Source organism: Polymorphospora sp. NPDC050346 (assembly GCF_040655695.1).
GTDB classification, from domain to species: domain Bacteria; phylum Actinomycetota; class Actinomycetes; order Mycobacteriales; family Micromonosporaceae; genus Polymorphospora; species Polymorphospora lycopeni.
Map to the genome: position 1 here is coordinate 79,761 of NZ_JBFAKM010000024.1, position 22,898 is coordinate 102,658.

A 22,898-nucleotide genomic window follows, 5' to 3' on the forward strand; every position below is an offset into this window, starting at 1 on the left:
TCATCCACGATTTCCCCTCGATCAGCGCAACCGGGCGGCGCGGGTGGGAGCGGGGCGTGACACCCGAGGAGGTCGTCGCGATCGACCGCCGGCACGTCTGGCACCCGTACGCCCCGATGCCCGCGACCGGCGACGCCCTCGTCGTCGCCGGCGCCGAGGGCGTACGGTTGCGGCTGGCCGACGGCCGTGAACTGGTCGACGGCATGTCGTCGTGGTGGTCGGCCATCCACGGCTACCGCCATCCGGTGCTCGACGCGGCCGTCCAAGACCAGCTCGGCCGGATGAGTCACGTCATGTTCGGCGGGCTCACCCACGAGCCCGCCGTACGGCTCGCGGCGACCCTGGTCGAGATCACCCCGCCCGGCCTCGAACACGTCTTCCTGTGCGACTCCGGGTCGGTCAGCGTCGAAGTCTCGGTCAAGATGGCATTGCAATACCAGCTGGGTCGGGGCCGCCCCGGGCGGCACCGGCTGGCGACCTGGCGCGGCGGCTACCACGGCGACACGTTCCACCCGATGAGCGTGTGCGACCCCGAGGGCGGCATGCACCACCTGTGGCGCGACGTACTGCCCCGACAGGTCTTCGCCGACAACCCGCCGGACGGCTTCGACACCCCGGTCGACGACGCCTACGTCGCCGCGCTCACCGACGCGGTCGCCCGGCACGCCGACGAACTGGCCGCCGTGATCGTCGAACCGGTGGTGCAGGGCGCCGGCGGCATGCGCTTCCACAACCCCGGCTACCTGCGGGCGCTGCGTGAGGTGACCCGCGCGCACGACATCGTGCTCGTCTTCGACGAGATCGCCACCGGGTTCGGCCGCACCGGCGCGCTCTTCGCCGCCGAGCACGCCGGGGTGAGCCCGGACGTGCTGTGCCTGGGCAAGGCGCTCACCGGTGGCTACCTGACGCTGGCCGCCACCCTGTGCACCCCGGAGGTGGCCGCCGGGATCTCGGCGGGCGGGGTGCTCGCCCACGGCCCGACGTTCATGGGCAACCCGCTCGCCTGTGCCGTCGCAAACGCCTCCATCGGCCTGCTGCGGGGCCGAGACTGGCAATCCGACGTACGGCGCCTGGAACGGGGACTACGGGCCGGCCTGGAGCCGCTGGACGGCGTTGCCGGGGTGACCGACGTACGGGTCCTCGGCGCGATCGGCGTCGTGCAGCTCGACCGTCCGGTGGACGTGGCCGCGGCGACGGCCGCGGCGGTCGACCACGGCGTGTGGTTGCGACCGTTCCGCGACCTGATCTACACGATGCCGCCCTATCCGACATCCGACGAAGACCTGACCCGCATCACCACCGCCATCACCGCCGCCGCCAAGGCGGCCTAGCCCGGCCCGGTGCACACCGCCCGCCCCACCCGCCCGGTCCGTCCCACGCCGCCCGCCCCCGTTCCGTACGCCCCGGCTCCCGGCCGGGTTTGCGGGCGCCGACGGAGCCGGCCGGGAGCCGGGGCGCGACATGCCGCGCGCCCCGCCCGCGCGACCCGCCGCGTTGATCAAGGAGAAGTTACGCGACAAAGAGCGTGAAACGGGCACGGTTTCCCCTCGATCGGCGCGGCGCGGCGCGGCGCGGCGTGGGGCGGTGCGGCGCGGGGCGAGGCGAGGCGCAGTGCGCGGCGCGGGGCGAGGCGGTGCAGGGCGAGGCGGGGCCGGTGCGGCAGGCGCGTGTGGCGGGGGTGGGGTGAGGTGCGGCACGGCGGAGGCGGTCGGGCGGACTGTCCCACGTGGGCGGCTGGAGTGGTCCCGCGCGCGGGTGGGCGGAACGAGGGGTGGAGGCGAAGTGAGGTGGTCCGAGAAGTGACGACGAGAGGATCTTCCATGGAGAGTTTCGGGACCCGGCTGCGGCGGGCGACCAGCGAGCGTGGTCCGGTCTGCGTGGGCATCGACCCGCACGCCGCGCTGCTCGCCCGCTGGGGGCTGCCGGACGATGTCGACGGTCTTGCCAGCTTTGGTCAGACGGTTGTCGACGCGCTCGCGGACCGGGTTGCCATCTTCAAGCCACAATCCGCATTTTTCGAACGTTTCGGATCCCAGGGACTCGCCGTACTTGAGTCAATTATCCGACAGTTGCGGAATGCCGGGGCGCTCGTTCTCCTGGACGCGAAGCGTGGGGACGTCGGTTCCACGATGACCGCGTACGCGTCGGCCTACCTGGAGCCATCCAGTCCGATGTATGTCGACGCGATCACCGCGAGCCCTTTTCTCGGGGTCGGCGCGCTCGGTCCGATGTTCGACGCCGCGCGTCGCAACGGCGGCGGTGTGTTCGTGTTGGCGTTGACCTCGAATCCCGAGGGGCGGGCCGTCCAGCATGCCCGTGCGGCCGACGGGCGCACGGTCGCGCAGACGGTGATCGACGAGATTTCCCAGCTCAACATGGGTGTGGAGCCGCTCGGCAGCTTCGGGTTGGTGGTCGGGGCGACGATCGGCGAGACCGGACATGATCTGTCGCGGGTCAATGGCCCGCTGCTCGCGCCGGGGCTCGGCGCCCAGGGTGCGACCGCGGAGGACCTCCGCGCGGTCTTCGGGAAAGGGCTTTCCCTGGTCCTCCCGTCGTACTCCCGCGACGTCCTGGCGCAAGGTCCCTCGGTGTCCGGTTTGCGGGACGCGGTGGCCCGGGTGCAGGTCGAATGCCGTGATGCGCTCGGTGTCGGCTTTGAGTGATTGAGCGACGCCTGTGCGTGATCATGGCGCGGCGACGTTGCTGAAAACGTCATTCGCCGCTAGTTTTCCCGGCGCTGGGAACCACATGCCCCTTTGGTTCCCGGTCACACCACGTTTCACAGATGCGGTGGTGCGTCCCGCCCACCGCGATAGGGACCCGAGGAGAACTGGTGCCGCTCCCGTCACTGAGCCCCGAACAGCGTGCTGCCGCGCTGGTGAAGGCCGCGGAGATCCGCAAAGCCCGTGCTGAGCTGAAGGAGCAGCTCAAGCAGGGCAAGACCACCCTCGCCGCCGTGCTCGACCGCGCGGAAGGCGACGACGTCGTCGGAAAGTTGAAGGTTTCGGCCGTCCTCCAGGCGCTGCCTGGCATCGGCAAGATCCGAGCCACCCAGATCATGGAGAAGCTCAAGATTGCCGACAGCCGCCGCCTCCGCGGTCTCGGTGAGCAGCAGCGAAAGGCGCTGCTCGGGGAGTTCGCTGCGAACTAGTTCGCGGCACCGTGTAGAAACAAGCAGTGAGCATGGATGACGACGCGCGCCCGGCAGCTCGGCTCACCGTCCTGTCCGGCCCCTCCGGGGTCGGCAAGGACAGCGTGATCGAGTCCGTCCGGGCGCGCTCGCACTGGGTATGGCTGTCGGTGTCGGTGACGACCCGGAAGATGCGCGACAACGAGGTCGACGGGGTGCACTACTACTTCGTCGACCGGGTCGAGTTCGAGCGACTCAGAGCCAGCGGGCAACTGCTGGAGTGGGCCGAGTTCGCCGGCAACCTCTACGGCACGCCCCGCGCTGCGGTCGAGGCGCGGCTGCGCGAGGGCGTGCCGGTGCTGCTGAAGATCGACCTTCAGGGCGCCCGCCAGGTGCGGGCCGCGATGCCCGAGGCGCAGTTGGTGTTCCTGGCGCCGCCGAGCATCGAGGAGCTGAAACGCCGGCTGGTCGGGCGTGGCACCGAGGACGAGGAGACGATCCGGCGCCGGCTGGCGCACGCCGACGAGGAATTGGCGGCGGAGGCCGAGTTCGACCGGACGATCGTCAATGACGTCGTCGAGCGCGCCGCGGATGAGCTGGTAGGATTGCTCGGTTCGTCGTTTCTGACCCCGACTCAACTTGGTTCCACCCGTTTCGAAGCCACCGGCTTCGGGGCTGCCCGCTCTGAAGCCACCAACTTCGGAGCCACCCGCTCTGAGACCGCCAGCCTCGGAGCCGCCCACTTCGAGCCCACCCGGTTCGGAGCAGGTGGATTCGGGGCGAGCGAATTCGAGTCGGGCGAGTTCGAGGCGACGAACCCCGACCCGGGTCACCTGAACTCGCTTCATCGGTAGCCCGGGCACAATCCAGACCGGCCAGACCGGCCCCAGAACCAACCGCCGGCAGGTGGTTGAGAACTCAGAGGTTTGTTTCCGTGGGATCCATCGCGAATCCGGAAGGCATCACCAACCCCCCGATCGACGAGCTGCTCGACAAGACCACGTCGAAGTACGCCCTGGTCATCTTCGCCGCCAAGCGGGCCCGCCAGGTCAACGCCTACTACAGCCAGCTCGGCGAGGGCCTGCTGGAGTACGTCGGGCCGCTGGTGGAGACCACGCCGCAGGAGAAGCCGCTCTCCATCGCGATGCGCGAGATCAACGCGGGGCTGCTCACCGCAGAGCCGACCGACCAGCCGTAACCCGGCGACGTCCCGATGCCCCCACGGGTCGTACTCGGTGTAGGCGGCGGCATCGCCGCCTACAAGGCTTGCGAGCTGCTCCGGCTGTTCACCGAGTCGGGGCATGACGTCCGGGTGGTGCCGAGCGCGTCGGCACTGCGCTTCGTCGGGGCGCCGACCTGGGCGGCCCTGTCCGGCAATCCGGTCGCCGACGACGTGTGGTCGGACGTGCACGAGGTGCCGCACGTCCGGCTCGGCCAGTCCGCCGACCTCGTGGTGGTCGCCCCGGCGACCGCCGACCTGTTGGCGAAGGCCGCCCACGGGCTGGCCGACGACCTGCTCACCAACACCCTGCTGACCGCGCGGTGCCCGGTCGTGCTCGCCCCGGCGATGCACACCGAGATGTGGGAGCACCCGGCCACCGTCGACAACGTGGCCACCCTGCGCCGCCGGGGCGTACTCGTGATCGAGCCGGCCAGCGGCCGGCTGACCGGTGCCGACACCGGCAAGGGCCGATTGCCGGATCCGGCGGCCATCTTCGCGTACGCCCGGCGGGTCCTGCGCCACGGCGGCCCGGGCGCACGCGACCTGACCGGCCGGCACGTGGTCGTCACGGCTGGCGGCACCCGCGAACCACTCGATCCGGTGCGTTTCCTCGGCAACCGCTCGTCGGGCAAGCAGGGATACGCGTTCGCCGTCACGGCCGCGGCCCGGGGTGCCCGGGTGACGCTGGTCGCCGCGAACGTCACGCTGCCCGATCCGGCCGGGGTCGATGTCGTGCGGGTCGGCACGACCGAGGAGCTGCGGCGGGCGACGCTCGCCGCCGCCGAGGACGCCGACGTCGTGGTGATGGCGGCGGCACCCGCGGACTTCCGGCCCGCCACCTACGCCGACCAGAAGATCAAGAAGGCGGCGGACGGGGTGGCGCCCACGATCGAACTGGTCACCAACCCGGACATCGCCGCCGAGCTGGGCGAGCGTAAGCCGCCCGGCCAGATCCTGGTGGCCTTCGCCGCCGAGACCGGTGACGCGGTGGTCAACGCCCGGGCCAAACTGGTGCGCAAGAGGGCGGACCTGATCGTGGTCAACGAGGTCGGACCGGACAAGGTGTTCGGGGCGGAGACGAACGCGGCCACCGTGCTCGGAGCTGACGGATCAACGACAGAACTCCCGCAACAGGCCAAGGATGATCTGGCCGACGCGGTGTGGGAGCTGGTGGTCAGCCGGTTCACCGGCTCGTGACCTTCGCGTCGGTGCGAGGGCCTAGGCTCGGTCTTTGGGGCGGTAGGTCTCTACACTGCCGCGAGGACTTTCGATTGCGAAAGAGTTTCCTGACGTGAGGAGCACCGTGGCACGACGCCTGTTTACTTCCGAGTCCGTCACGGAAGGTCACCCCGACAAGATCGCCGACCAGATCAGCGACGGCATCCTGGACGCGCTCCTGTCACAGGACCCGCGCAGCCGGGTCGCGGTCGAAACCCTGATCACGACCGGCCAGGTCCACGTCGCCGGCGAGGTGACCACCCAGGCATACGCCGACATCCCGACGATCGTCCGCGAGACGATCCTGGGCATCGGCTACGACTCGTCGAAGAAGGGCTTCGACGGCGCGTCGTGCGGCGTCAGCGTCTCCATCGGCTCCCAGTCGCCCGACATCGCCCAGGGCGTCGACACCGCGATCGAGCTGCGGGCCGGCGAGGGCGGCAGCGACCTGCTCGACCAGCAGGGCGCCGGCGACCAGGGCATGATGTTCGGCTTCGCCTGCTCCGAGACGCCGGAGCTGATGCCGCTGCCGATCGCGCTGGCCCACCGGCTGGCCCGCCGGCTCTCCGCGGCCCGCAAGGACGGCACCATCCCCTACCTGCGGCCCGACGGCAAGACCCAGGTCACCATCGAATACGACGGGCTGCGCCCGGTGCGGCTCGACACCGTCGTCGTCTCCAGCCAGCACGCCGCCGACATCTCGCTCGAGTCGCTGCTGACCCCCGACGTCCGCGAGCACGTCATCGCCCCCGAGCTCGAGGGCCTGGGCCTGGACACCGAGGGCTACCGGCTGCTGGTCAACCCGACCGGCCGCTTCGAGATCGGCGGCCCGATGGGCGACGCAGGCCTCACCGGCCGCAAGATCATCGTCGACACCTACGGCGGCTACGCCCGGCACGGCGGCGGCGCCTTCTCCGGCAAGGACCCGTCGAAGGTCGACCGCTCCGCGGCGTACGCGACCCGCTGGGTCGCCAAGAACGTCGTCGCCGCCGGGCTCGCCGAGCGCTGCGAGGTGCAGGTCGCGTACGCGATCGGCAAGGCCCACCCGGTCAGCCTCTTCGTCGAGACGTTCGGCACCGAGACCGTCCCGGTCGACCGGATCGAGGCGGCGATCAAGGAGATCTTCGACCTGCGGCCCGCCGCGATCATCCGCGACCTCGACCTGCTGCGCCCGATCTACCGGCAGACCGCCGCCTACGGCCACTTCGGCCGTGAGCTGCCGGACCTGAGCTGGGAGAGCACCGAGCGGGCCGGCGACCTGAAGTCCGCCGTCGGCGCCTGAGCCGGCCGCGCCACGCCGCGGTTCCCGGCGGTCGGCAGCCGACCGCCGGACCCAGGCAGGATGGCGCGGTGACCACGACACGTAGCCGGAGCGACCGGCAGCCCGCCCAGCGGCTGCCGGTCGCCCGCGTCTGTGTCGACGTGCCGCTGGCCCACCTCGACCGGCCGTTCGACTACCTGGTCCCCGCCGACGTCGAGGAGACGGCACTGCCCGGCACCCGGGTCCGGGTGCGGTTCGCCGGGCAGCTCGTCGACGGCTGGCTGCTGGACCGGGTCGACTCGTCCGGCCACGACGGCAAGCTCGCCTTCCTCGAACGGCTGGTGTCACCCGAACGGGTACTGACCCCGGAGGTCGCCCGGCTCGCCCGGGCGGTCGCCGACCGCTACGCGGGCAATCTCGCCGACGTACTGCGACTGGCCGTCCCACCCCGCCACGCCCGCGCCGAACAGGCCACCCCGCCCCGCGATCTTGCGGATGTCGCCGCCCAGAACGGGACAGAAGGGGGAGACAACCGCAAGATCGCGGAGAGTTCGGCGGAGCGGGGGACGGAAAGGGCAGCGGAGCGGGGGACGGGGGACGGGGACGGCGGGTGGGGGGACTACCCGGCGGGGCCGGGGTTCCTGCGGGCGCTCGCCGAAGAGCGTCGGCCCCGGGCCGTCTGGTCGGCACTGCCCGGCACCGACTGGGCCGCCGCGTACGCGCACGCCATCGCCGCCACCGTCGGCACCGGCCGGGGCGCGGTCGCCGTCGTCGCCGACGCCCGCGACCTCGACCGGCTCGACACCGCGCTTTCCACCGTCCTCGGCCCGGGCCGGCACGTCGCACTGTCCGCCGCCCTCGGCCCGGCCAAGCGCTACCGGGCCTTCCTCGCCGCCAGCCGCGGGCAGGTACCCGTCGTGGTCGGCACCCGGGCCGCCATGTTCGCCCCGGTCGAGCGCCTCGGCCTGGTCGCCATCTGGGACGACGGCGACGACCTGCACGCCGAACCCCGGGCGCCGTACCCGCACGCCCGCGAGGTGCTGCTGACCCGTGCCCAGCTCGCCGACGCCGCCGTGCTGGTCGGCGGGTACGCCCGCACCGGGGAGGCGCAGCAGCTCGTCGAGACCGGCTGGGCCCGCGAGATCGTGGCGAGCCGGGCCACGCTGCGGGCGCGTACCCCGGCGGTGCGGCCGACCGGCGACGACCCGCAGCTGGCCCGCGACCCGGCCGCCGCGACCGCCCGGCTGCCCAGCCTCGCCTGGGACGCCGCCCGGGCCGCGTTGAAGGCCGACGCCCCGGTGCTGGTGCAGGTGCCCCGGCGCGGCTACCTGCCGGCCGTCGCCTGCGTCGACTGCCGTACCCCGGCCCGGTGCGCGCACTGTGCCGGCCCGCTCGCCCTGCGCTCGGCGAACGCCCCGCCCGCCTGCCGGTGGTGCGGCCGCGTCACCGCCGCGTACACCTGCCCGACCTGCGGCGGCCGGCGGCTGCGGGCCGCCGTCGTCGGCGCCCGCCGCACCGCCGAGGAACTCGGCCGGGCCTTCCCCGGCGCCCCGGTACGCACCTCCGGACGCGACGAGGTGCTGGCCGCCGTACCCGGCGGCGCCGCCCTCGTGGTCGCCACGCCCGGCGCCGAACCGGTCGCCGACGGCGGCTACGGCGCGGTGCTGCTGCTCGACACCTGGGCCATGCTGACCCGGGCCGACCTGCGGGCCGGCGAGGAGGCGCTGCGCCGCTGGATGGCGGCGGCGGCGCTGGCCCGCCCGGCGGCGGCCGGCGGCCGGGTCGTGGTCGTCGCCGACGGCGGGCTCACCCCGGTTCAGGCCCTGCTGCGCTGGGATCCCGGCTGGTTCGCCGGCCGGGAACTCGCCGAGCGCCGGGAACTCGGCTTCCCGCCGGCCGTACGGATGGCCAGCGTCACCGGCGTACCCGAGGCGGTCGCCGACCTGCTGGCCGCGGCCCGGCTGCCCGACGGCGCGGTCGTGTTGGGGCCGGTCCCGGCCGGCGACGGCCAGGAACGGATGCTCGTCCGGGTGGCCCGCTCCGGGGCGGCCGCGCTGGCCCGCGCCCTGCACGAGGCGGCCGGGATCCGGTCGGCCCGCAAGGCCGCCCGGCCGGTCCGCGTCCAGGTCGACCCGCACGACCTCTTCTGAGTACCCGGTGGTTGGCCTCCGCAGACGCGGGTAGACCACCGTGTCGCAGACGAGGGAGGACGTGATGTCGGGTAAACGGCCAGGCAGCAAGGGGTACGACATCAAGCGTGCCCGGCTGCGTAACGAGATCGAGAACACCGGGGTGGCCCCGGACGGCCGCGCCGACGAGCTGGCCAACCGGGTCCTGCGCGAGGACGAGCGGCGCACCGGAGTGCTGCGCGGCACACGCGGCCTGGGTCCCAAGGGCGAACGGGGACCGGGCGAGCCCAAGTGACCGGCCGGCGTCCGCCCGGCATGCCTGCGGCCCCCGCCGACGGCATGCCGGGCCCGACGCGGCCTGGGGACGGAGGGAAAGGATGAGCGCGGATCGGGTACGGGTCCGGGCACTGCTGGACCGGCACGGCCGCCTCTACGCCGAGGAGGCCGGCATCCGGCTCGCCGACGCGCCGGGCCCGCTGTACCAGCTACTGGTGCTCGCCACGTTGCTGAGCACCCGCATCCGGGCGGGGGTGGCGACCGCCGCCGCCCGGGAACTGTTCGCCGCCGGCCTGCGTACCCCGAAGGACATGGCCGCCGCCCGCCGCCCGGACCTGATCGCGGCGCTCGGCCGGGGCCACTACCGCCGGTACGACGAGCGGACCGCGACGATGCTCGCCGAAGAGGCGCGGTTGTGCCTGGACCGGTGGCGCGGCGACCTGCGGCGGCTGCACGCCGAGGCGGCCGGCGACCTGTCCCGGACCCGCAAGCTGCTGACCGAGTTTCCGGGCATCGGACCCACCGGCGCCGACATCTACCTGCGTGAGGCGCAGGCGGTGTGGGACGACGTCCGGCCGTACGCCGACCGGCGGGTCGCCGCCGGCGCCGACCGGGTGGGCCTGCCGTCCGCGCCGGACGCGCTGGCCGGGCTGGTGCCGGAGCGGGACTTCGCCCGGTTGACGGCGGCGCTGGTCCGGGTGGCGCTGGACCCGGATTCGGCCGGCGACGTGGTCGCCGCACGCTAGCCCCGGACGGCGGGAGTCATTTCTTGTCGCTGGCCGGCGGCTTGGTCACCGACCACACGATGAACGCGGCGATGGCGGCGAGCACGAAGATGGCGCCTGACGGCCGGCCCTCCTCGCTGCCACCGATGCCGAAGACCAGAACGGCGATCCCCGCCCCGAAGGACGCGATCGTCCGGAACCGACGGTTGTCCACGACTCGAAACCTAGAGTGATCGGTCAGTTGCTCCGCGTGCTTCGGGGCTCGGATGCCGGTCCTGCCGGGAGCGCCGCCGCTTCGGCCCGCGGCTCCCGTGTTTCGGCTTGTGTCGGTCCGTCCGATCCGCCCGGCCGCTTCGTCCGGGCTGCCCGGTCTGCCCGCCCGCCGGGCAGTCCACACCTCGCTGATCAAGGAGTAAACGTGGCTCTTTGGTCCGAATTGCCGCGCAACGAGTCCTTGATCAACGCGGTCACCGTTCGCGGCCATCGGGACGCCACCGACGCATCGGCATCGACGCGTTTGCCGGGGGTGGGGGCGGGAACGCTGGTCGATGAGCGGTGCGGATTCGCGAGCCGTGCCGCGGAAGGAGGCCGCATCATGACAGCCCAGCAGAACCCGCTGACGGGCCGATGGGTGGCGTTCCTGGCCGCCGATGGGGTCGAGGAGGTCGAGTACACCGAGCCGCGCAAGGCCGCCGAGGAGGCCGGCGCACAGGTCGAGCTGGTGTCGATCCGGCCGGGCCGGATCCAGGCGATGGAGAAGGACCTGAAGAAGGCCGGCAGCTACGAGGTCAGCCGGACCGTCGACGAGGCCAGCGCCGACGACTACGACGCGCTGGTGCTGCCCGGCGGCGCGGTCAACCCGGACCGCCTGCGGATGAACGAGGCCGCGATGCGTTTCGTCCGGTCGTTCTTCGAGCAGCACAAGCCGGTCGCCGCGATCTGCCACGGCCCGTGGAGCCTGGTCGAGGCCGACGTGGTCGGGGGGAGGACGGTGACGTCGTTCCCGAGCCTGCGCACCGACATCATGAACGCCGGCGGCATCTGGGTGGACAAGGAGGTCCAGGTGGATGCGGGGCTGGTCACCAGCCGACGGCCCGACGACATCCCGGCGTTCTGCGCGGCGATGGTCGAGGAGATAGCCACCGGGCGGCAGGCCGGCCAGATGGCGACGGTCTGATCCCTGAGCACCGGACCCGCGGCAGGCGGGTGTCCGGTGGACGGGGCCGTGGCCCGCGTCGGGAGGACCCACCCCCTCGGCGTGTGGGCCACGGCCCCCCGCCGTGCCGGGGCCGGGCGGCCCCCGGCCACGGCCGTAGACTGGACCGTCAGCACCGCCGCCGTACGTGAAGGAGCCATCCCGCGTGACCGTCCAGCCCATCCGCCTGTTCGGAGATCCGGTGCTGCGCACGCCGGCCGAGCCGGTGGTCGACTTCGACGCCGAGCTGCGCAAGCTCGTCGCCGACCTCACCGACACCATGCTGGACAGCAGCGGTGCCGGCCTCGCCGCCCCGCAGCTCGGTGTGGGCCTGCGGGTCTTCGCCTTCGACGTCGACGACGTCGTCGGTCACCTGATCAACCCGGTGCTCGACTTCCCCGACGAGGAGGAGCAGGACGGCCCCGAGGGGTGCCTGTCGATCCCGGGGCTCTACTTCGACACCAAACGGCGGATGAACGTGGTGGCCAAGGGCTTCAACTCGTACGGCGACCCGGTGCAGGTGGTCGGCACCGGCCTGATGGCCCGCTGCGTGCAGCACGAGACCGACCACCTCGACGGGGTGCTCTTCCTCGACCGGCTCGACGCGCAGGGCCGCAAGGAGGCGATGAAGGCGATCCGGCAGGCGGACTGGTACGACCGCGCCGCCCCGCCGGTGGTCAAGGTCAGCCCGCACGACGCGGGCAACCCGTTCGGGCTGGGCCGGTGACCCGCTTGCGCCTGGTATTCGCCGGTACGCCGGCCGTCGCCGTACCCGCCCTCGACGCGATCGCCGCCGCCGGCCACGAGCTGCTGGCCGTGGTGACCCGGCCCGACGCCCCGGCCGGCCGGGGCCGCCGGCTGGTCCGTTCACCCGTCGGTGCCTGGGCCGACGAGCGTGGCATCGAGGTACTCACCCCGGAGAAGCCGCGCGAGCCCGAGTTCCTGGACCGGCTGCGGAGTCTCGCGCCCGACGTGGTGCCGGTCGTCGCGTACGGCGCCCTGGTGCCGCAGGTGGCGCTGGACATTCCGGCGAAGGGCTGGATCAACCTGCACTTCTCGCTGCTGCCGGCCTGGCGCGGTGCGGCGCCGGTGCAGCACGCGGTGCTGCACGGCGACGAGCTGGCCGGCGCCAGCGTCTTCCAGCTGGAGGCCGGCCTGGACACCGGCCCGGTCTTCGGCACGCTCACCGACGAGATCCGGCCCGGCGACACCTCCGGCGACCTGCTGGAGCGGCTCGCCGTCTCCGGCGCCGGGCTGCTGGTCGCGGTGCTCGACGCGATCGCCTCCGGTGCGGCGCGGGCCGAGCCGCAGCCCGCCGACGGGGTCAGCCTGGCTCCGAAGCTGACCGCCGAGGACGCCCAGGTCCGCTGGACGGACCCGGCGTTCGCGGTCGACCGGCGTATCCGGGCCTGCACCCCGGCCCCCGGGGCCTGGACCACGTTCCGGTCCGACCGGGTCAAGCTCGGCCCGGTGCGCCCGGTCGCCAACGGTCCCGACCTCGCACCCGGCGAACTGCTTGTCGAGCGGAGCCAGGTGCTGGCCGGTACGGCCACCACACCCGTCGCGCTCGGCGAGGTCCGCGCCGCGGGCAAGAAGGCGATGCCGGCCACCGACTGGGCACGTGGCGTGCGCGTCACGGCGGGGGAGTGTTTCGAGTGACCGACACCAACCCGCACGAGGGCGGCCACCCGGCCACCCGCCCGGCACACCCGGCCCGCGACAGCCGGGGCCGCGACCCACGTGGTCAGGACCGCGACTTCCGGAGCCGGGACGCCCGGCCGGGGCGCGACGGCCGCCCGGCGCGGTCCGCCCGGTCCGTCGTGGACCGCGCACGGCAGGCGGCGTACGAGGCGATCGCCGCGGTCTACCGTGACGACGCGTACGCGAACCTGGTGCTGCCGGCGATCCTGCGCGACATGGGTCTGTACGGCCGGGACGCGGCGTTCGCCACCGAGCTGACGTACGGCACCCTGCGGGCGCAGGGCACCCTCGACCTGATCATCGCCGCGGCCGCCGAGCGGGACGTCGACCGGATCGACCCGCCGGCCCGTGACGCGCTGCGGTTGGGCGCCTACCAGATCCTGCACACCAGGGTGCCGGCACACGCCGCGGTGTCGTCGACGGTCGACCTGGTCCGCGCCGTCGCGCCCGGAGCGACCGGGTTCGTCAACGCCGTACTGCGCGGGATCACGGTGAAGGACGCCGACGGCTGGGTCGAGCAGCTCGCCCCGGCGTACGAGGCGGACCCGCTCGGGCACCTCGCCATCGCCCACCACCATCCACGGTGGATAGTGCGGGCGTTCTCCGAGGCGCTCGGCGGCGACCTCGGCGAGACGACCCGGCTGCTCATCGAGGACAACGAGCCCCCGCCGGTGCACCTGTGCGTACGCCCCGGCCGCGCCGACGCCGTCAAGATCGCCGACCAGGTCGGCGGGGCGCCGGGCGCCTTCTCCCCGTACGCCGTCTATCTGCCCGGCGGCGCGCCGGGCGACCTGAACGCGGTGCGCGACGGTCGGGCGCACGTGCAGGACGAGGGTTCCCAACTGGTCGCGCTCGCCCTCGCCGAAGCCCCGGTCGACGGCGACGACCGGCGCTGGCTCGACCTGTGCGCCGGGCCGGGCGGCAAGGCGGGCCTGCTCGGCGCGCTGGCCGCCCAGCGCGACGCCCACCTGACCGCGGTCGAGGTCGCCGAACACCGGGCCGCGCTGGTCGCCCAGGCGGTACGCGGCATGCCGGTCACCGTGCTGGCCACCGACGGGCGCACCGTCGGCCGCGACGAGCAACTCCCCGCCGGCGGCTTCGACCGGGTGCTGGTCGACGCCCCCTGCACCGGCCTCGGCTCGCTGCGCCGGCGCCCGGAGTCGCGGTGGCGCCGCCAGCCGTCCGACCTGCCGCCGCTGACCCGGCTGCAACGCGAGCTGCTGGGCGCCGCCCTGAACGCGGTCCGGCCGGGCGGTGTCGTCGCCTACGTCACCTGCTCGCCGCACACCGTCGAGACGCACGTGACGGTCACCGAGGCGGCCCGCCGGTCCGGGGTGTCGGTCGACTTCGTCGACGCCCGCCCGCTGCTGCCGGCCGGGATGCCGGGGCTGGGCGAGGGGCCGACGGTGCAGCTGTGGCCGCACCGGCACGGCACCGACGCGATGTTCCTGGCGGTGCTGCGCCGCACCGACTGACCGGGGTACGGGCGGGCGCGGGAACCGACCCCGCCCGCCCGTACCGTGTCACCGCCAGAGGCGGAGCCTCACCCCCAGAGGCGGAGCACGCCGGTTCCGGCGTCGCGCATCGACCGGTTGACCGGGAAGTCGTCGCCGAAGAAGAGCAGGCATTTGACGCCCCGGTCACCGGCACGCCACTCGGGCTCCTCAGGCGGCAGCACGATCGCGCGGACGCGGCGACGGACGTCGCCGACCGGCACGTCGGTGTACTTCGCGATCACCCGATAGCAGCCGTCCCGCATCCGGTCGTCACCGAATGCCTCTTCCCGGCTCTGGTCGGCCACCATGTGCACCCCGGCGAACTCGCTGTGGTGTGTCTCCTGGCAGGCGACCGGCTCCAGCTTGTCGGTCCACCGGCCCGGGCGCAGCCGGTGCCGGAAACAACCGAGCCGCAGTTCGGAATCGGTTTTCAGCGCACCCTGGAGGGAGCCCTCCCGGTTGACCGGCCGGGGATCGTCGAGGGCGATGCGTTCCACCACGTCACACCGGAACCAGCGGGCGCCGCCCTGCCAGGCCGGTGGGGTGGGCACGATCGCGCGCAGGTCGAGGCGGGCGGTGCGCCAGTCGGCGCCCAGCCACTCGCGGGCCTTTCCGTCGCACGTGGCGAACGCGGCCACCATGGCGGGGTCGCCGAGTTGCGGCGTCGCGGTGACCCCGGCGTCGAACTGTCCGACGTGGAGGGTTTCAGCCTGGTGCCGTGTCCCGCAGTCCACCGGGCGGTAGTCGGCGGCCGGCGCGTCCTGGCGCATCGCGTACGGATGGCACTCGCCGACCGCCGGCACGACGACGGCCGGTTCGGGCAGGGCCGCCCAGTCGTCGGTGAGCAGGCCGTCCACCCCGGCCGGGTTGCCGCAGCCGGTGACCGCCAGGGCCAGGCCGGCGGCCAGCGCCGCGAGCAGCCGGCGTGCGCGTTGGTGCCGCGTCGTCGTCCTCATTGGACCGGGAGGGCGTTGTCGCCGCCCCCGCGTACGGATCGGGTCAGCTGGTCCGGCATCCAGAGCAGGCATCGCACGCCGCGGTCGCCGGCCGTCCAGGCCGCCTCGTCCGGCTCGTAGAAGAGCGTGCCGGCACGGTACTCCAGGTCGCCGTCGACGGGCACCTTCGCGTAGGCGGCGACCAGCCGCAGGCAGGCCGTGTGGGTGGCCGCCTCGTCGTCCAGGAACGCCTCGTAGGTCACATGTTTCGTGGTGTGGATCCCGACGAACTCGCTCTCGTGCGGTCTGTCGCACGTCGTCCCCGGGATGGACGCGACGGTGTCGTCCGGCGCCAGGATGACCTTGAAGCACCCGTAGAGAAGCTCCGGTTGCGTCCTCAACGCGTCCTTCAGCGAGCCCTTACGCCCCACCCCGAGGGTGGCGTCCAGGGCCCGGACCTCGCTGAGATCACACCGGAACCACCGGGCACCGCCGCTCCAGGCCGTCTCGGTGGGCGTACGGACCGCCAGTTTCAGCCGCGCCGTCCGCCAGTCCCCGCCGACCCAGTCGCGGGCCTTCCGGTCGCACTCGGCGAACGCGGCCCGGATCGTCGGGCTGCCGTCCGGCGGGGCGGAGTCGGCGTCCTCGAACGTCCCGACGTGCACCGTCTCGGCGCGCTGGGTGATGTCGCAGTCGACGGGGCGGTGGTCGGCCATCGAGATCCTGGTGCTGCCCGAGACGGATTCGTGGCACAGGCCGACGACCGGTACGACCGCGACCGGCTCGGGCAGGGCCGCCCAGTCATCGGTGAGCAGGCCGTCGACGTCGGCCGGGTTGCCGCAGCTGGCCACCGCCAGGATCAGGCCGGCGGCCAGCGTCGCGAGCAGGGTACGGAGCGGTCGCCGCTCACGCATGTGGGTCCTCACCCGATCGGGAGGGCGCTGTTGCCGCCATTGCGTACGGACCGGCTGATGCCGCCCGACAACCAGGCCAGGCAGCGGATGCTACGGCTGCCCATCGTCCACTCGTCGAGGGTCGGGTAGTAGTAGATGCTGCCGGTGCGGTACTTGACGTTGCCGTCGTCGGGCACCTTCGCGAACTTCGCGATGACCTTCCGGCAGTTGCGGTGGATGTCCTCGTGGCTGCCTTCAGCGGTCAGCTTCTCCCAGCTCAGGTTCGTCTCGAAGCTGCCGGCGAACTCGGCCGTGTGCCGCCGGTTGCACGGGGCGGGAGTCGCCTTGTTCTCGTCCTCGTCGAAGTCGTAGCAGCCGTAGCGCGGCTCCGACCCGTTGGTCATCGCGTCCTTGAGCGACGCCGTGCCGGAACGGGGCCCGTCGTCCTCGATGGAGTTGCGCCGGCCGAGGTCGCAGCGGAACCAGCGGGCGCCGCCACGCCAGGCGTTCTGGCTGGGCGGTACGACGTTCAGCGTCAGCGCGGCCTCCCGCCAGTCGCCACCGAGCCAACCCCGGGACGCCTTGTCGCATTCGGCGTACGCGTCATGCAGCGGCTTGGTGCCGCCGTCGGGATACTCGGTCACCGCCGCCGGGAAGGTGCCGACCTGGATGGTCTCGGCCAGGTGCTTCTCGGTGCAGGCGACGGGACGGTAGTCGGTGGCCTTGCGGCGTACCCAGCCGGCGTACTCGTGGCAGACGTTCGCCTCCGGCACGAAGCCGACCGCCGCCGGCAACTCCGGCCAGTCGTCGGTCAGCATGCCGTCGACTCCGGCCGGGTTGCCGCAGCCGGTCGCCACGGCCAGCGTCACGGTCGCGGCCAGGGCCGCCATCCACCGTCGCATTGATCGTTCCATGCCTTTCGGGCTCATTGGATGGGCAGTGCTCTGGTGCCGCCGCCGCGTACGGAGCGGCTCAGGCCGTCCTCCAGCCACAGCAGGCACTGGACACCCCGGTCGCCGGCTGCCCACTCGTACTCGTCGGGCGGGTAGGCGATGGTCCCGGCGCGGTGTTCGAGGTTTCCGTCGACCGGAACCTTCGCGTACGCGGCGACCAGGCGCAGACAGGCACGGTGGGTTCCGTCGAGGTCCGCGGTGAGGGCGGCGTGGCTGCCGTGGGTGGCGGTGTGGACGCCGACGAACTCCCCCTGGTGCCGCTCGGTGCACGGCACCGGTTTCGTCGAATCGACGAATCCGTCGGAGGTGACGATCTCGAAGCATCGGTGCAGCAGGTCGGAGTCACCCGTCAGGGAGCCTTCGAGGGAACTGCGGCGGTCGAGCTTCACGTTGGAACCCAGATCGTCGGTTTGGCTGAGGTCGCAACGGAACCAGCGGGCCCCGCCCCGCCACGCGTTCTCGGTCGGCACCCGGACGTTGAGATCGAGGGCGGCGGCGCGCCAGTCGGCCCCGAGCCAGGACCGGGACTGTTCGTCGCACTCGTCGAACGCGGCGTGCATCGCCGGGCCGTCGGTCGCCGGCCGGGTGCCGGTGTTGGGAAACGTGCCGACGTACGAGGTCTCGTCCTGGTGGGTCATCGTGCACTCGATCGGCCGGAAGTCGTCACGGTGGACCTCGATGCTCGCGACCGACCGGTGGCACTGCCCGGCGCGGGGTGTGACGCGGGTGGGCGCGGCGAGTGCCGGCCAGTCGTCGGTCAGGTCCCGGTCCAGGTCGTCGGGGATGCCACAGCCGGATATCAGCAGTACGACACACGCGGCCAGTGCCGCCGGGTGCCGTCGCATCGATGACCCTCCGTGCATCGGGATGGAGCCGACCGTTTCCGAAGCCGGGTGCGGCTGGCCGACGGGCGTGGAGCCTACGGCACCCGGTGTGCGCGTGGGTCGGCCGTACGGCTGGAATTGATCACCCCACCGCCGCGCTGGAAAGCGGCCAACTCGCGGGGCCGACGTACGATGACGCCGATCCGTCCGCTTCGCCGCTGGAGTGCCGATATGAACCTCGCGGACACCGACACACTGATCACGTTCATCGCCGGGGTGGCGATCGTCGTCGGCATCCTCGGGGTGATCGTCCCGGTGCTGCCGGGACTGCCGCTGTGCTGGGGTGGCGTGCTGCTGTGGGCGATCTTCGCCGACGGCGGCTGGGTGAAGTGGGTGATCCTGGCCGTCGCCACCCTGATCGCGGTCGTCGGCGCCGTCGTCCAGTACGCCTGGCCGGGCCGCAACCTGAAACGTTCCGGCGTGCCCAACCGGACGCTGCTGCTCGGCGGCCTGCTCGGCCTCGTCGGGTTCTTCGTGGTGCCGGTGGTGGGCCTGATCCTCGGCTTCGTGCTCGGGGTGTGGCTGGCCGAGCGGATGCGGCTGGGCGACAACCAGGCCGCGTGGCCGTCGACGAAGAACGCGTTGAAGGCCGCCGGCCTGTCGATGCTGATCGAGCTCGGCGCCGCGCTGGGAATCGCCTTCGTCTGGGTCGTCGGCCTGATCGTCGTCTGACGGCAGGCCGGGACGGTCCGCCCGGTGGTCACCTCGCCGCCGGCGAACAGGCCGCCCGGCCGGGGCACCCCGGCCGGGCGGTCCGGGTGCCGGTCAGCGCAGCGTGGCGGCCTGGGCCGCGCCGACGATGCCGGCGGTGTTGCGCAGTTCGGCCGGCACCACCGGGGTGCGGATGTCGATCAGCGGCAGGAACTCGGCCGCCTTCTTGCTCACCCCGCCGCCGATGATCATCAGATCGGGGCGGAGCAGCATCTCCACCATCTCCAGGTATTCCTGGACCCGGCCGGCCCAGGTCGGCCAGTCCAGCCCGTCGAGCTGGCGGGCCCGGTCGGAGGCGTAGTCCTCGGCGTCGCCGCCGCGCAGCTCCAGGTGACCGAACTCGGTGTTCGGCACCAGCCTCCCGTCGAGGAACAGGGCGCTGCCGATGCCGGTGCCGAAGGTGAGCATCAGGGTCACGCCGGGCCGCCCGCGTCCGGCCCCGTACGTCATCTCGGCCACGCCCGCCGCGTCGGCGTCGTTGAGCACCACGACCGGCATCCCGATCCGGGCGGCGAACAGTTCGGCGGCCGGGGCGTCCAGCCAGGAGGCGTCCATGTTGGCCGCGGTGCGTACGACACCGTCGACGACGACGCCGGGGAAGGTGATCCCGACCCGGTCGGTCGCGTCGAAGCGGGACACCACCTCGGCGACGGTCTCCACCACGCTGGTCACGTCGGCCGGTGCCGGGGTCTCGATCCGCTGCCGGGGCTGGGCGAGTTCACCTGTCGCGAGGTCGACCGGTGCCCCCTTGATGCCCGAACCGCCGATGTCGACGCCCAACACGCTCATTGACCACTCACCGTCCGTTCCGCACCCGGGGATGCCACCCGCACCCGCCGGCTGCCGTGTCCACTGGAACAACGAACCTACGTGACCTTCGGCGGTGGCGCGTGTCCGGTGCCGGTCGATGATTCGTACACTGGCGCGGTGAACGCCCCAGCTCCGATCGTCGCGCCCAGCATCCTCGCCGCCGATTTCGCCAACCTGGCCGACGAGGCCCGGGCGGTGGAGGGGGCCGCGGACTGGCTGCACGTCGACGTGATGGACAACCACTTCGTGCCCAACCTGACGATCGGCCTGCCGGTCGTGCAGAGCCTGATCGCGGCCACGTCGCTGCCGTTCGACGTACACCTGATGATCGAGGATCCGCGGCGCTGGGCGCCCGGCTACGCCGACGCCGGTGCCTACAACGTCACCTTTCACGCCGAGGCGTCGGACAATCCGGTGGCGCTGGCCCGCGACCTGCGGGCGGCCGGTGCCAAGGCGGGTCTGGCGATCGACCGGGACACCCCGATCGAGCCCTACCTGGAACTGCTGCCCAGCTTCGACACCCTGCTGATCATGACGATCAAGGCCGGGTTCGGCGGGCAGCGGTTCATCCCCGAGCTGCTCGACAAGGTCCGCGCCGCCCGGCGGCACGTCGACGCCGGCCACCTGGAGCTGCGGATCGAGGTCGACGGCGGGATCGCCGCCGACACCATCGAGCAGGCCGCCGACGCCGGCGCCGACGCGTTCGTCGCCGGAACCGCTGTCTACGGGGCCGACGATCCGGCCGAGGCCGTACGGAAGCTGCGGCGGCTCGCCGAGCGCGCCGCGGCGCGGGCGTGAACGGGGCGGGCGGGATGCGCGGGAGCGCGGCGGTGGGCGGGCCGGTCCGGCCCCGCCGGTCCCGCCCCGCCGTCGCGGCGGACGGCAGGGGCCGGCGGTGAGCGTCGAGCCGGCCGATGCCCGTCCCGACCTGATCCTGGTCGTGGACGACGACGACGACATCGCCCGGTTCGTCGAGTTCAACCTTCGCCTGCACGGCTTCGAGGTGATCCGCGCCCGCGACGGCCTGGAGGCGCTGGCGATGGTCGAGCGGCACCGCCCCGACCTGGCCGTGGTCGACCTGATGATGCCGCAGATCGACGGCCTGGAGCTGACCCGCCGGCTGCGGGCCAACCCGCTGTCGGCCGCCCTGGCGATCATCATGCTGACCGCCAAGGGGCTCACGGTCGACAAGGTGGTCGGGCTCACCGCCGGCGCCGACGACTACCTGGTCAAGCCGTTCGACACCTCCGAGCTGGTGGCCCGGGTCGTCTCGACACTGCGCCGCAACCGGGAATACCGCGAGCTGTCGCCGCTGACCGGGCTGCCGGGCAACACCCGGATCCAGCGGGAGATCACCGACCGGGTACGCGGCGGCTTCGACTACGCCGTCTGCTACATCGACATCGACCGGTTCAAGAGCGTCAACGACTGCTACGGCTTCGGCCGCGGCGACGAGTTCATCAGCGCCCTGGCCCGCAGCCTGCACCGGGCGGTTCTCGGCGCGGGTCTGCCGCCGGCCTTCCTCGGCCATGTCGGCGGCGACGACTTCGTGATCGTCTGCGCCCCCGACCAGGTCCGGCCGCTGACCGAGCGGGCCGTCGTCGACTTCGAGAGCGCCGCCGACGAACTGTACGACCCGCGCGACGCCAAACGTGGCTTCGTCGAGGTCAAGGACCGGCGCGGCAACGTGCACAAGGCCCACCTGGTGACCCTGTCGGTCGGGGTGGCCCTGTCGACCCCGACGCGGCGGTTCACCGACCCGCGCGAGATCATCGCGGTCGCCAACGAGATGAAGTCGGTGGCGAAGAGTCAGCCCGGCTCGTTCATCGCCGCCGACCGCCGGCTCAACAGTCACTGACCTGGGCCGACGCCTGCGAAGAGGCGGCCAGGGAGCGGGCCGGCGAGTGTGACGTAGGTCGCCCCTGGCGCGCCTTGTGCGCGCGGACGTGTAAGACTCTGGGCAGTACCCACCACGCGCTGGCGGGACTCGGTGTAATTCCGAACCGGCGGTGATCCGGGGTTTCCGCCCCGGTCAGCCCGCGACCCGGTCGTAACCAACGGCCGGTTGACCTGGTGACGATTCCAGGGCCGACGGTTGGGGGCAGGTCGCCCGGCGGCCCGCGCCCAGACAGTCCGGATGGGAGACAGCGCGCGGGACGGACGGGTCCGTCGACGGCACCTTTCGTGTGCCGTTCCTCGGGCTTTTCCGGGGTCGGCTCCGCCGTCCCCGGGTTCGCCGCCGCTCATCCCCCTGCCCGCGCGCCGACCGGCACGCGAGGAAAGCAGGGGCAGCACCATGGCGAACGTCTCCACCGACGAGGCGATGCGCCGCGCGATCGCGCTGGCCGCCCGGGGGCTCGGTACCACCAGCCCCAACCCGGTGGTCGGCTGCGTGTTGCTCGACCCGTCCGGCGAGGTCGTCGGCGAGGGCTTCCACGCCTACACCGGCGGTCCGCACGCCGAGATCGTGGCGCTGGCGCAGGCCGGTGAGCGGGCCAAGGGCGGCACCGCCGTCATCACCCTGGAACCGTGCAACCACACTGGCCGCACCGGCCCGTGCGCGCAGGCGCTGATCCAGGCCGGCATCTCCCGGGTCGTGGTCGCGGTCAGCGACCCCAACCCGGTCGCCTCCGGGGGCGCGCACACGCTGCGCGAGGCCGGGATCGAGGTGGTCACCGGGGTTCGCGCCGCCGAGGCGGAGGCCGGCAACATCGCCTGGCTGACCTCGGTACGCCGCGGCTGGCCGTACGTGACCTGGAAATACGCCGCCACCCTCGACGGCCGGTCCGCCGCCGCCGACAACACCAGCATGTGGATCACCTCCGAGGCGGCCCGGATGGACGTGCACGCCCTGCGCGGCACCGTCGACGCCGTCCTGGTCGGCGTCGGCACCGTGCTCGCCGACGACCCCCGGCTCACCGCCCGCAACCTGCGTGACGGCAGCCTCGCCATCCGGCAGCCGCTGCGGGTCGTGGTCGACTCCTCGGGGCGTACCCCGGAACAGGCCCGGGTCCGCGACGGCGCCGCCCGGACCTGGGTCGCGACCGCCGACGAGGTCGGCACCGTCGACGGCGGGCGGGTCGACCTGCCGGCGCTGCTCGCGGCCCTGGACCGGCGCGGTGTCCGGTCGGTGCTGCTGGAGGGCGGGCCGACGCTCGCCGGGGCGTTCCTGGCCGCCGGCCTCGTCGACCGGGTGATCGGGTACGTCGCGCCGAAGCTGCTCGGCGCCGGCCCGGCCGCGCTCTCCGGGGCCGGCGTGACCACGATCGCCGAGATCATCGAGCTGGACTTCGTCGACATCACCCAGGTCGGCCCCGACCTGCGGTTCACCGCGGTTCCCCGCAAGAGGGAGGGCTAGG

23 protein-coding genes and 1 pseudogene are annotated in these 22,898 nt (G+C 72.9%); 18 read left to right on the forward strand and 6 right to left on the reverse strand.

The window, feature by feature from the left end; translation table 11 throughout:
* Nucleotides 1-56 precede the first annotated feature (56 nt).
* The 10 genes and pseudogenes from AB0I42_RS23590 to AB0I42_RS23635 all read left to right on the forward strand — a co-directional run bounded on the left by AB0I42_RS23590 (nt 57) and on the right by AB0I42_RS23635 (nt 9,982).
* Nucleotides 57-1,331 (forward strand): adenosylmethionine--8-amino-7-oxononanoate transaminase, encoded by a 1,275-nt coding sequence (locus AB0I42_RS23590; RefSeq protein WP_357540041.1) that lies wholly within the window; start codon nt 57-59, stop codon nt 1,329-1,331.
* Nucleotides 1,332-1,820: 489 nt separating this feature from the next.
* A complete protein-coding gene (gene pyrF, locus AB0I42_RS23595; RefSeq protein ID WP_357540043.1) occupies nt 1,821-2,663 on the forward strand; it encodes an orotidine-5'-phosphate decarboxylase in 843 nt (280 codons plus the stop codon).
* A 170-nt stretch (nt 2,664-2,833) separates the two neighbouring features.
* Nucleotides 2,834-3,151, forward strand: coding sequence for an integration host factor, actinobacterial type (gene mihF, locus AB0I42_RS23600; protein WP_357540045.1), 318 nt, complete (start codon nt 2,834-2,836; stop codon nt 3,149-3,151).
* A gap of 32 nt (nt 3,152-3,183) precedes the next feature.
* Nucleotides 3,184-3,756, forward strand: a pseudogene (gmk, locus tag AB0I42_RS23605) (guanylate kinase); the annotation flags it as partial.
* Between the two features lie 308 nt (nt 3,757-4,064).
* A complete protein-coding gene (gene rpoZ / locus AB0I42_RS23610) occupies nt 4,065-4,328 on the forward strand; it encodes a DNA-directed RNA polymerase subunit omega (RefSeq protein WP_067373935.1) in 264 nt (87 codons plus the stop codon).
* 15 nt (nt 4,329-4,343) lie between these two features.
* Nucleotides 4,344-5,549, forward strand: a complete 1,206-nt coding sequence (coaBC, locus tag AB0I42_RS23615; protein WP_357540047.1) for a bifunctional phosphopantothenoylcysteine decarboxylase/phosphopantothenate--cysteine ligase CoaBC — start codon at nt 4,344-4,346, stop codon at nt 5,547-5,549.
* A 106-nt stretch (nt 5,550-5,655) separates the two neighbouring features.
* A complete protein-coding gene (gene metK, locus AB0I42_RS23620; protein ID WP_357540049.1) occupies nt 5,656-6,852 on the forward strand; it encodes a methionine adenosyltransferase in 1,197 nt (398 codons plus the stop codon).
* A 113-nt stretch (nt 6,853-6,965) separates the two neighbouring features.
* Nucleotides 6,966-8,981 (forward strand): primosomal protein N', encoded by a 2,016-nt coding sequence (locus tag AB0I42_RS23625; RefSeq protein WP_357540148.1) that lies wholly within the window; start codon nt 6,966-6,968, stop codon nt 8,979-8,981.
* 64 nt (nt 8,982-9,045) lie between these two features.
* A complete protein-coding gene (locus AB0I42_RS23630; protein ID WP_357540051.1) occupies nt 9,046-9,255 on the forward strand; it encodes a phosphatidylethanolamine-binding protein in 210 nt (69 codons plus the stop codon).
* An 82-nt stretch (nt 9,256-9,337) separates the two neighbouring features.
* Nucleotides 9,338-9,982, forward strand: a complete 645-nt coding sequence (locus AB0I42_RS23635; protein WP_357540053.1) for a hypothetical protein — start codon at nt 9,338-9,340, stop codon at nt 9,980-9,982.
* A gap of 16 nt (nt 9,983-9,998) precedes the next feature.
* Here the strand turns inward: AB0I42_RS23635 and AB0I42_RS23640 are convergent, their stop codons facing one another.
* Nucleotides 9,999-10,175, reverse strand: a complete 177-nt coding sequence (locus tag AB0I42_RS23640; protein WP_357540055.1) for a hypothetical protein — start codon at nt 10,173-10,175, stop codon at nt 9,999-10,001.
* 381 nt (nt 10,176-10,556) lie between these two features.
* Between AB0I42_RS23640 and AB0I42_RS23645 the strand changes: the two genes are divergently transcribed.
* From AB0I42_RS23645 to AB0I42_RS23660, 4 genes are all read left to right on the forward strand, one after another.
* Entirely contained in the window at nt 10,557-11,138 is a 582-nt protein-coding gene (locus AB0I42_RS23645) for a type 1 glutamine amidotransferase domain-containing protein (protein WP_357540057.1), read from the forward strand.
* 184 nt (nt 11,139-11,322) lie between these two features.
* Nucleotides 11,323-11,883 carry a peptide deformylase gene (gene def / locus AB0I42_RS23650; RefSeq protein WP_357540059.1) on the forward strand — a complete coding sequence of 187 codons (561 nt, stop codon included), beginning with the start codon at nt 11,323-11,325 and terminating at the stop codon, nt 11,881-11,883.
* Between the two features lie 5 nt (nt 11,884-11,888).
* Entirely contained in the window at nt 11,889-12,815 is a 927-nt protein-coding gene (gene fmt / locus AB0I42_RS23655; protein ID WP_357540150.1) for a methionyl-tRNA formyltransferase, read from the forward strand.
* The gene (locus tag AB0I42_RS23660) at nt 12,812-14,332 is read left to right on the forward strand and encodes a transcription antitermination factor NusB (RefSeq protein WP_357540061.1); all 1,521 of its coding nucleotides are present in this window, start codon (nt 12,812-12,814) and stop codon (nt 14,330-14,332) included. The genes fmt and AB0I42_RS23660 overlap by 4 nt, the downstream gene beginning before the upstream one ends.
* 68 nt (nt 14,333-14,400) lie before the next feature.
* Here the strand turns inward: AB0I42_RS23660 and AB0I42_RS23665 are convergent, their stop codons facing one another.
* From AB0I42_RS23665 to AB0I42_RS23680, 4 genes are read right to left on the reverse strand one after another with little or no spacing between them, the layout of a single operon-like run.
* The gene (locus AB0I42_RS23665; protein WP_357540063.1) at nt 14,401-15,309 is read right to left on the reverse strand and encodes a septum formation family protein; all 909 of its coding nucleotides are present in this window, start codon (nt 15,307-15,309) and stop codon (nt 14,401-14,403) included.
* On the reverse strand, nt 15,306-16,202 hold the full coding sequence (locus AB0I42_RS23670; RefSeq protein ID WP_357540065.1) for a septum formation family protein: 897 nt from the start codon (nt 16,200-16,202) through the stop codon (nt 15,306-15,308). The genes AB0I42_RS23665 and AB0I42_RS23670 overlap by 4 nt, the downstream gene beginning before the upstream one ends.
* A gap of 8 nt (nt 16,203-16,210) precedes the next feature.
* Nucleotides 16,211-17,083 carry a septum formation family protein gene (locus tag AB0I42_RS23675; protein ID WP_357540067.1) on the reverse strand — a complete coding sequence of 291 codons (873 nt, stop codon included), beginning with the start codon at nt 17,081-17,083 and terminating at the stop codon, nt 16,211-16,213.
* A 23-nt stretch (nt 17,084-17,106) separates the two neighbouring features.
* Complete coding sequence (locus AB0I42_RS23680) at nt 17,107-17,979, reverse strand: septum formation family protein (RefSeq protein WP_357540069.1); 873 nt, start codon at nt 17,977-17,979, stop codon at nt 17,107-17,109.
* Between the two features lie 210 nt (nt 17,980-18,189).
* Between AB0I42_RS23680 and AB0I42_RS23685 the strand changes: the two genes are divergently transcribed.
* Nucleotides 18,190-18,690, forward strand: a complete 501-nt coding sequence (locus AB0I42_RS23685; RefSeq protein ID WP_357540071.1) for a DUF456 domain-containing protein — start codon at nt 18,190-18,192, stop codon at nt 18,688-18,690.
* Between the two features lie 93 nt (nt 18,691-18,783).
* Here AB0I42_RS23685 and ppgK read toward each other — a convergent pair whose 3' ends face one another.
* Entirely contained in the window at nt 18,784-19,518 is a 735-nt protein-coding gene (gene ppgK / locus AB0I42_RS23690; RefSeq protein WP_357540073.1) for a polyphosphate--glucose phosphotransferase, read from the reverse strand.
* Between the two features lie 138 nt (nt 19,519-19,656).
* Between ppgK and rpe the strand changes: the two genes are divergently transcribed.
* From rpe to ribD, 3 genes are all read left to right on the forward strand, one after another.
* A complete protein-coding gene (gene rpe / locus AB0I42_RS23695; RefSeq protein ID WP_357540075.1) occupies nt 19,657-20,337 on the forward strand; it encodes a ribulose-phosphate 3-epimerase in 681 nt (226 codons plus the stop codon).
* Nucleotides 20,338-20,434: 97 nt separating this feature from the next.
* Nucleotides 20,435-21,397 (forward strand): response regulator, encoded by a 963-nt coding sequence (locus AB0I42_RS23700; protein WP_357540077.1) that lies wholly within the window; start codon nt 20,435-20,437, stop codon nt 21,395-21,397.
* Between the two features lie 438 nt (nt 21,398-21,835).
* Nucleotides 21,836-22,897, forward strand: coding sequence for a bifunctional diaminohydroxyphosphoribosylaminopyrimidine deaminase/5-amino-6-(5-phosphoribosylamino)uracil reductase RibD (gene ribD / locus AB0I42_RS23705; protein ID WP_357540079.1), 1,062 nt, complete (start codon nt 21,836-21,838; stop codon nt 22,895-22,897).
* Nucleotide 22,898: the final 1 nt, after the last annotated feature.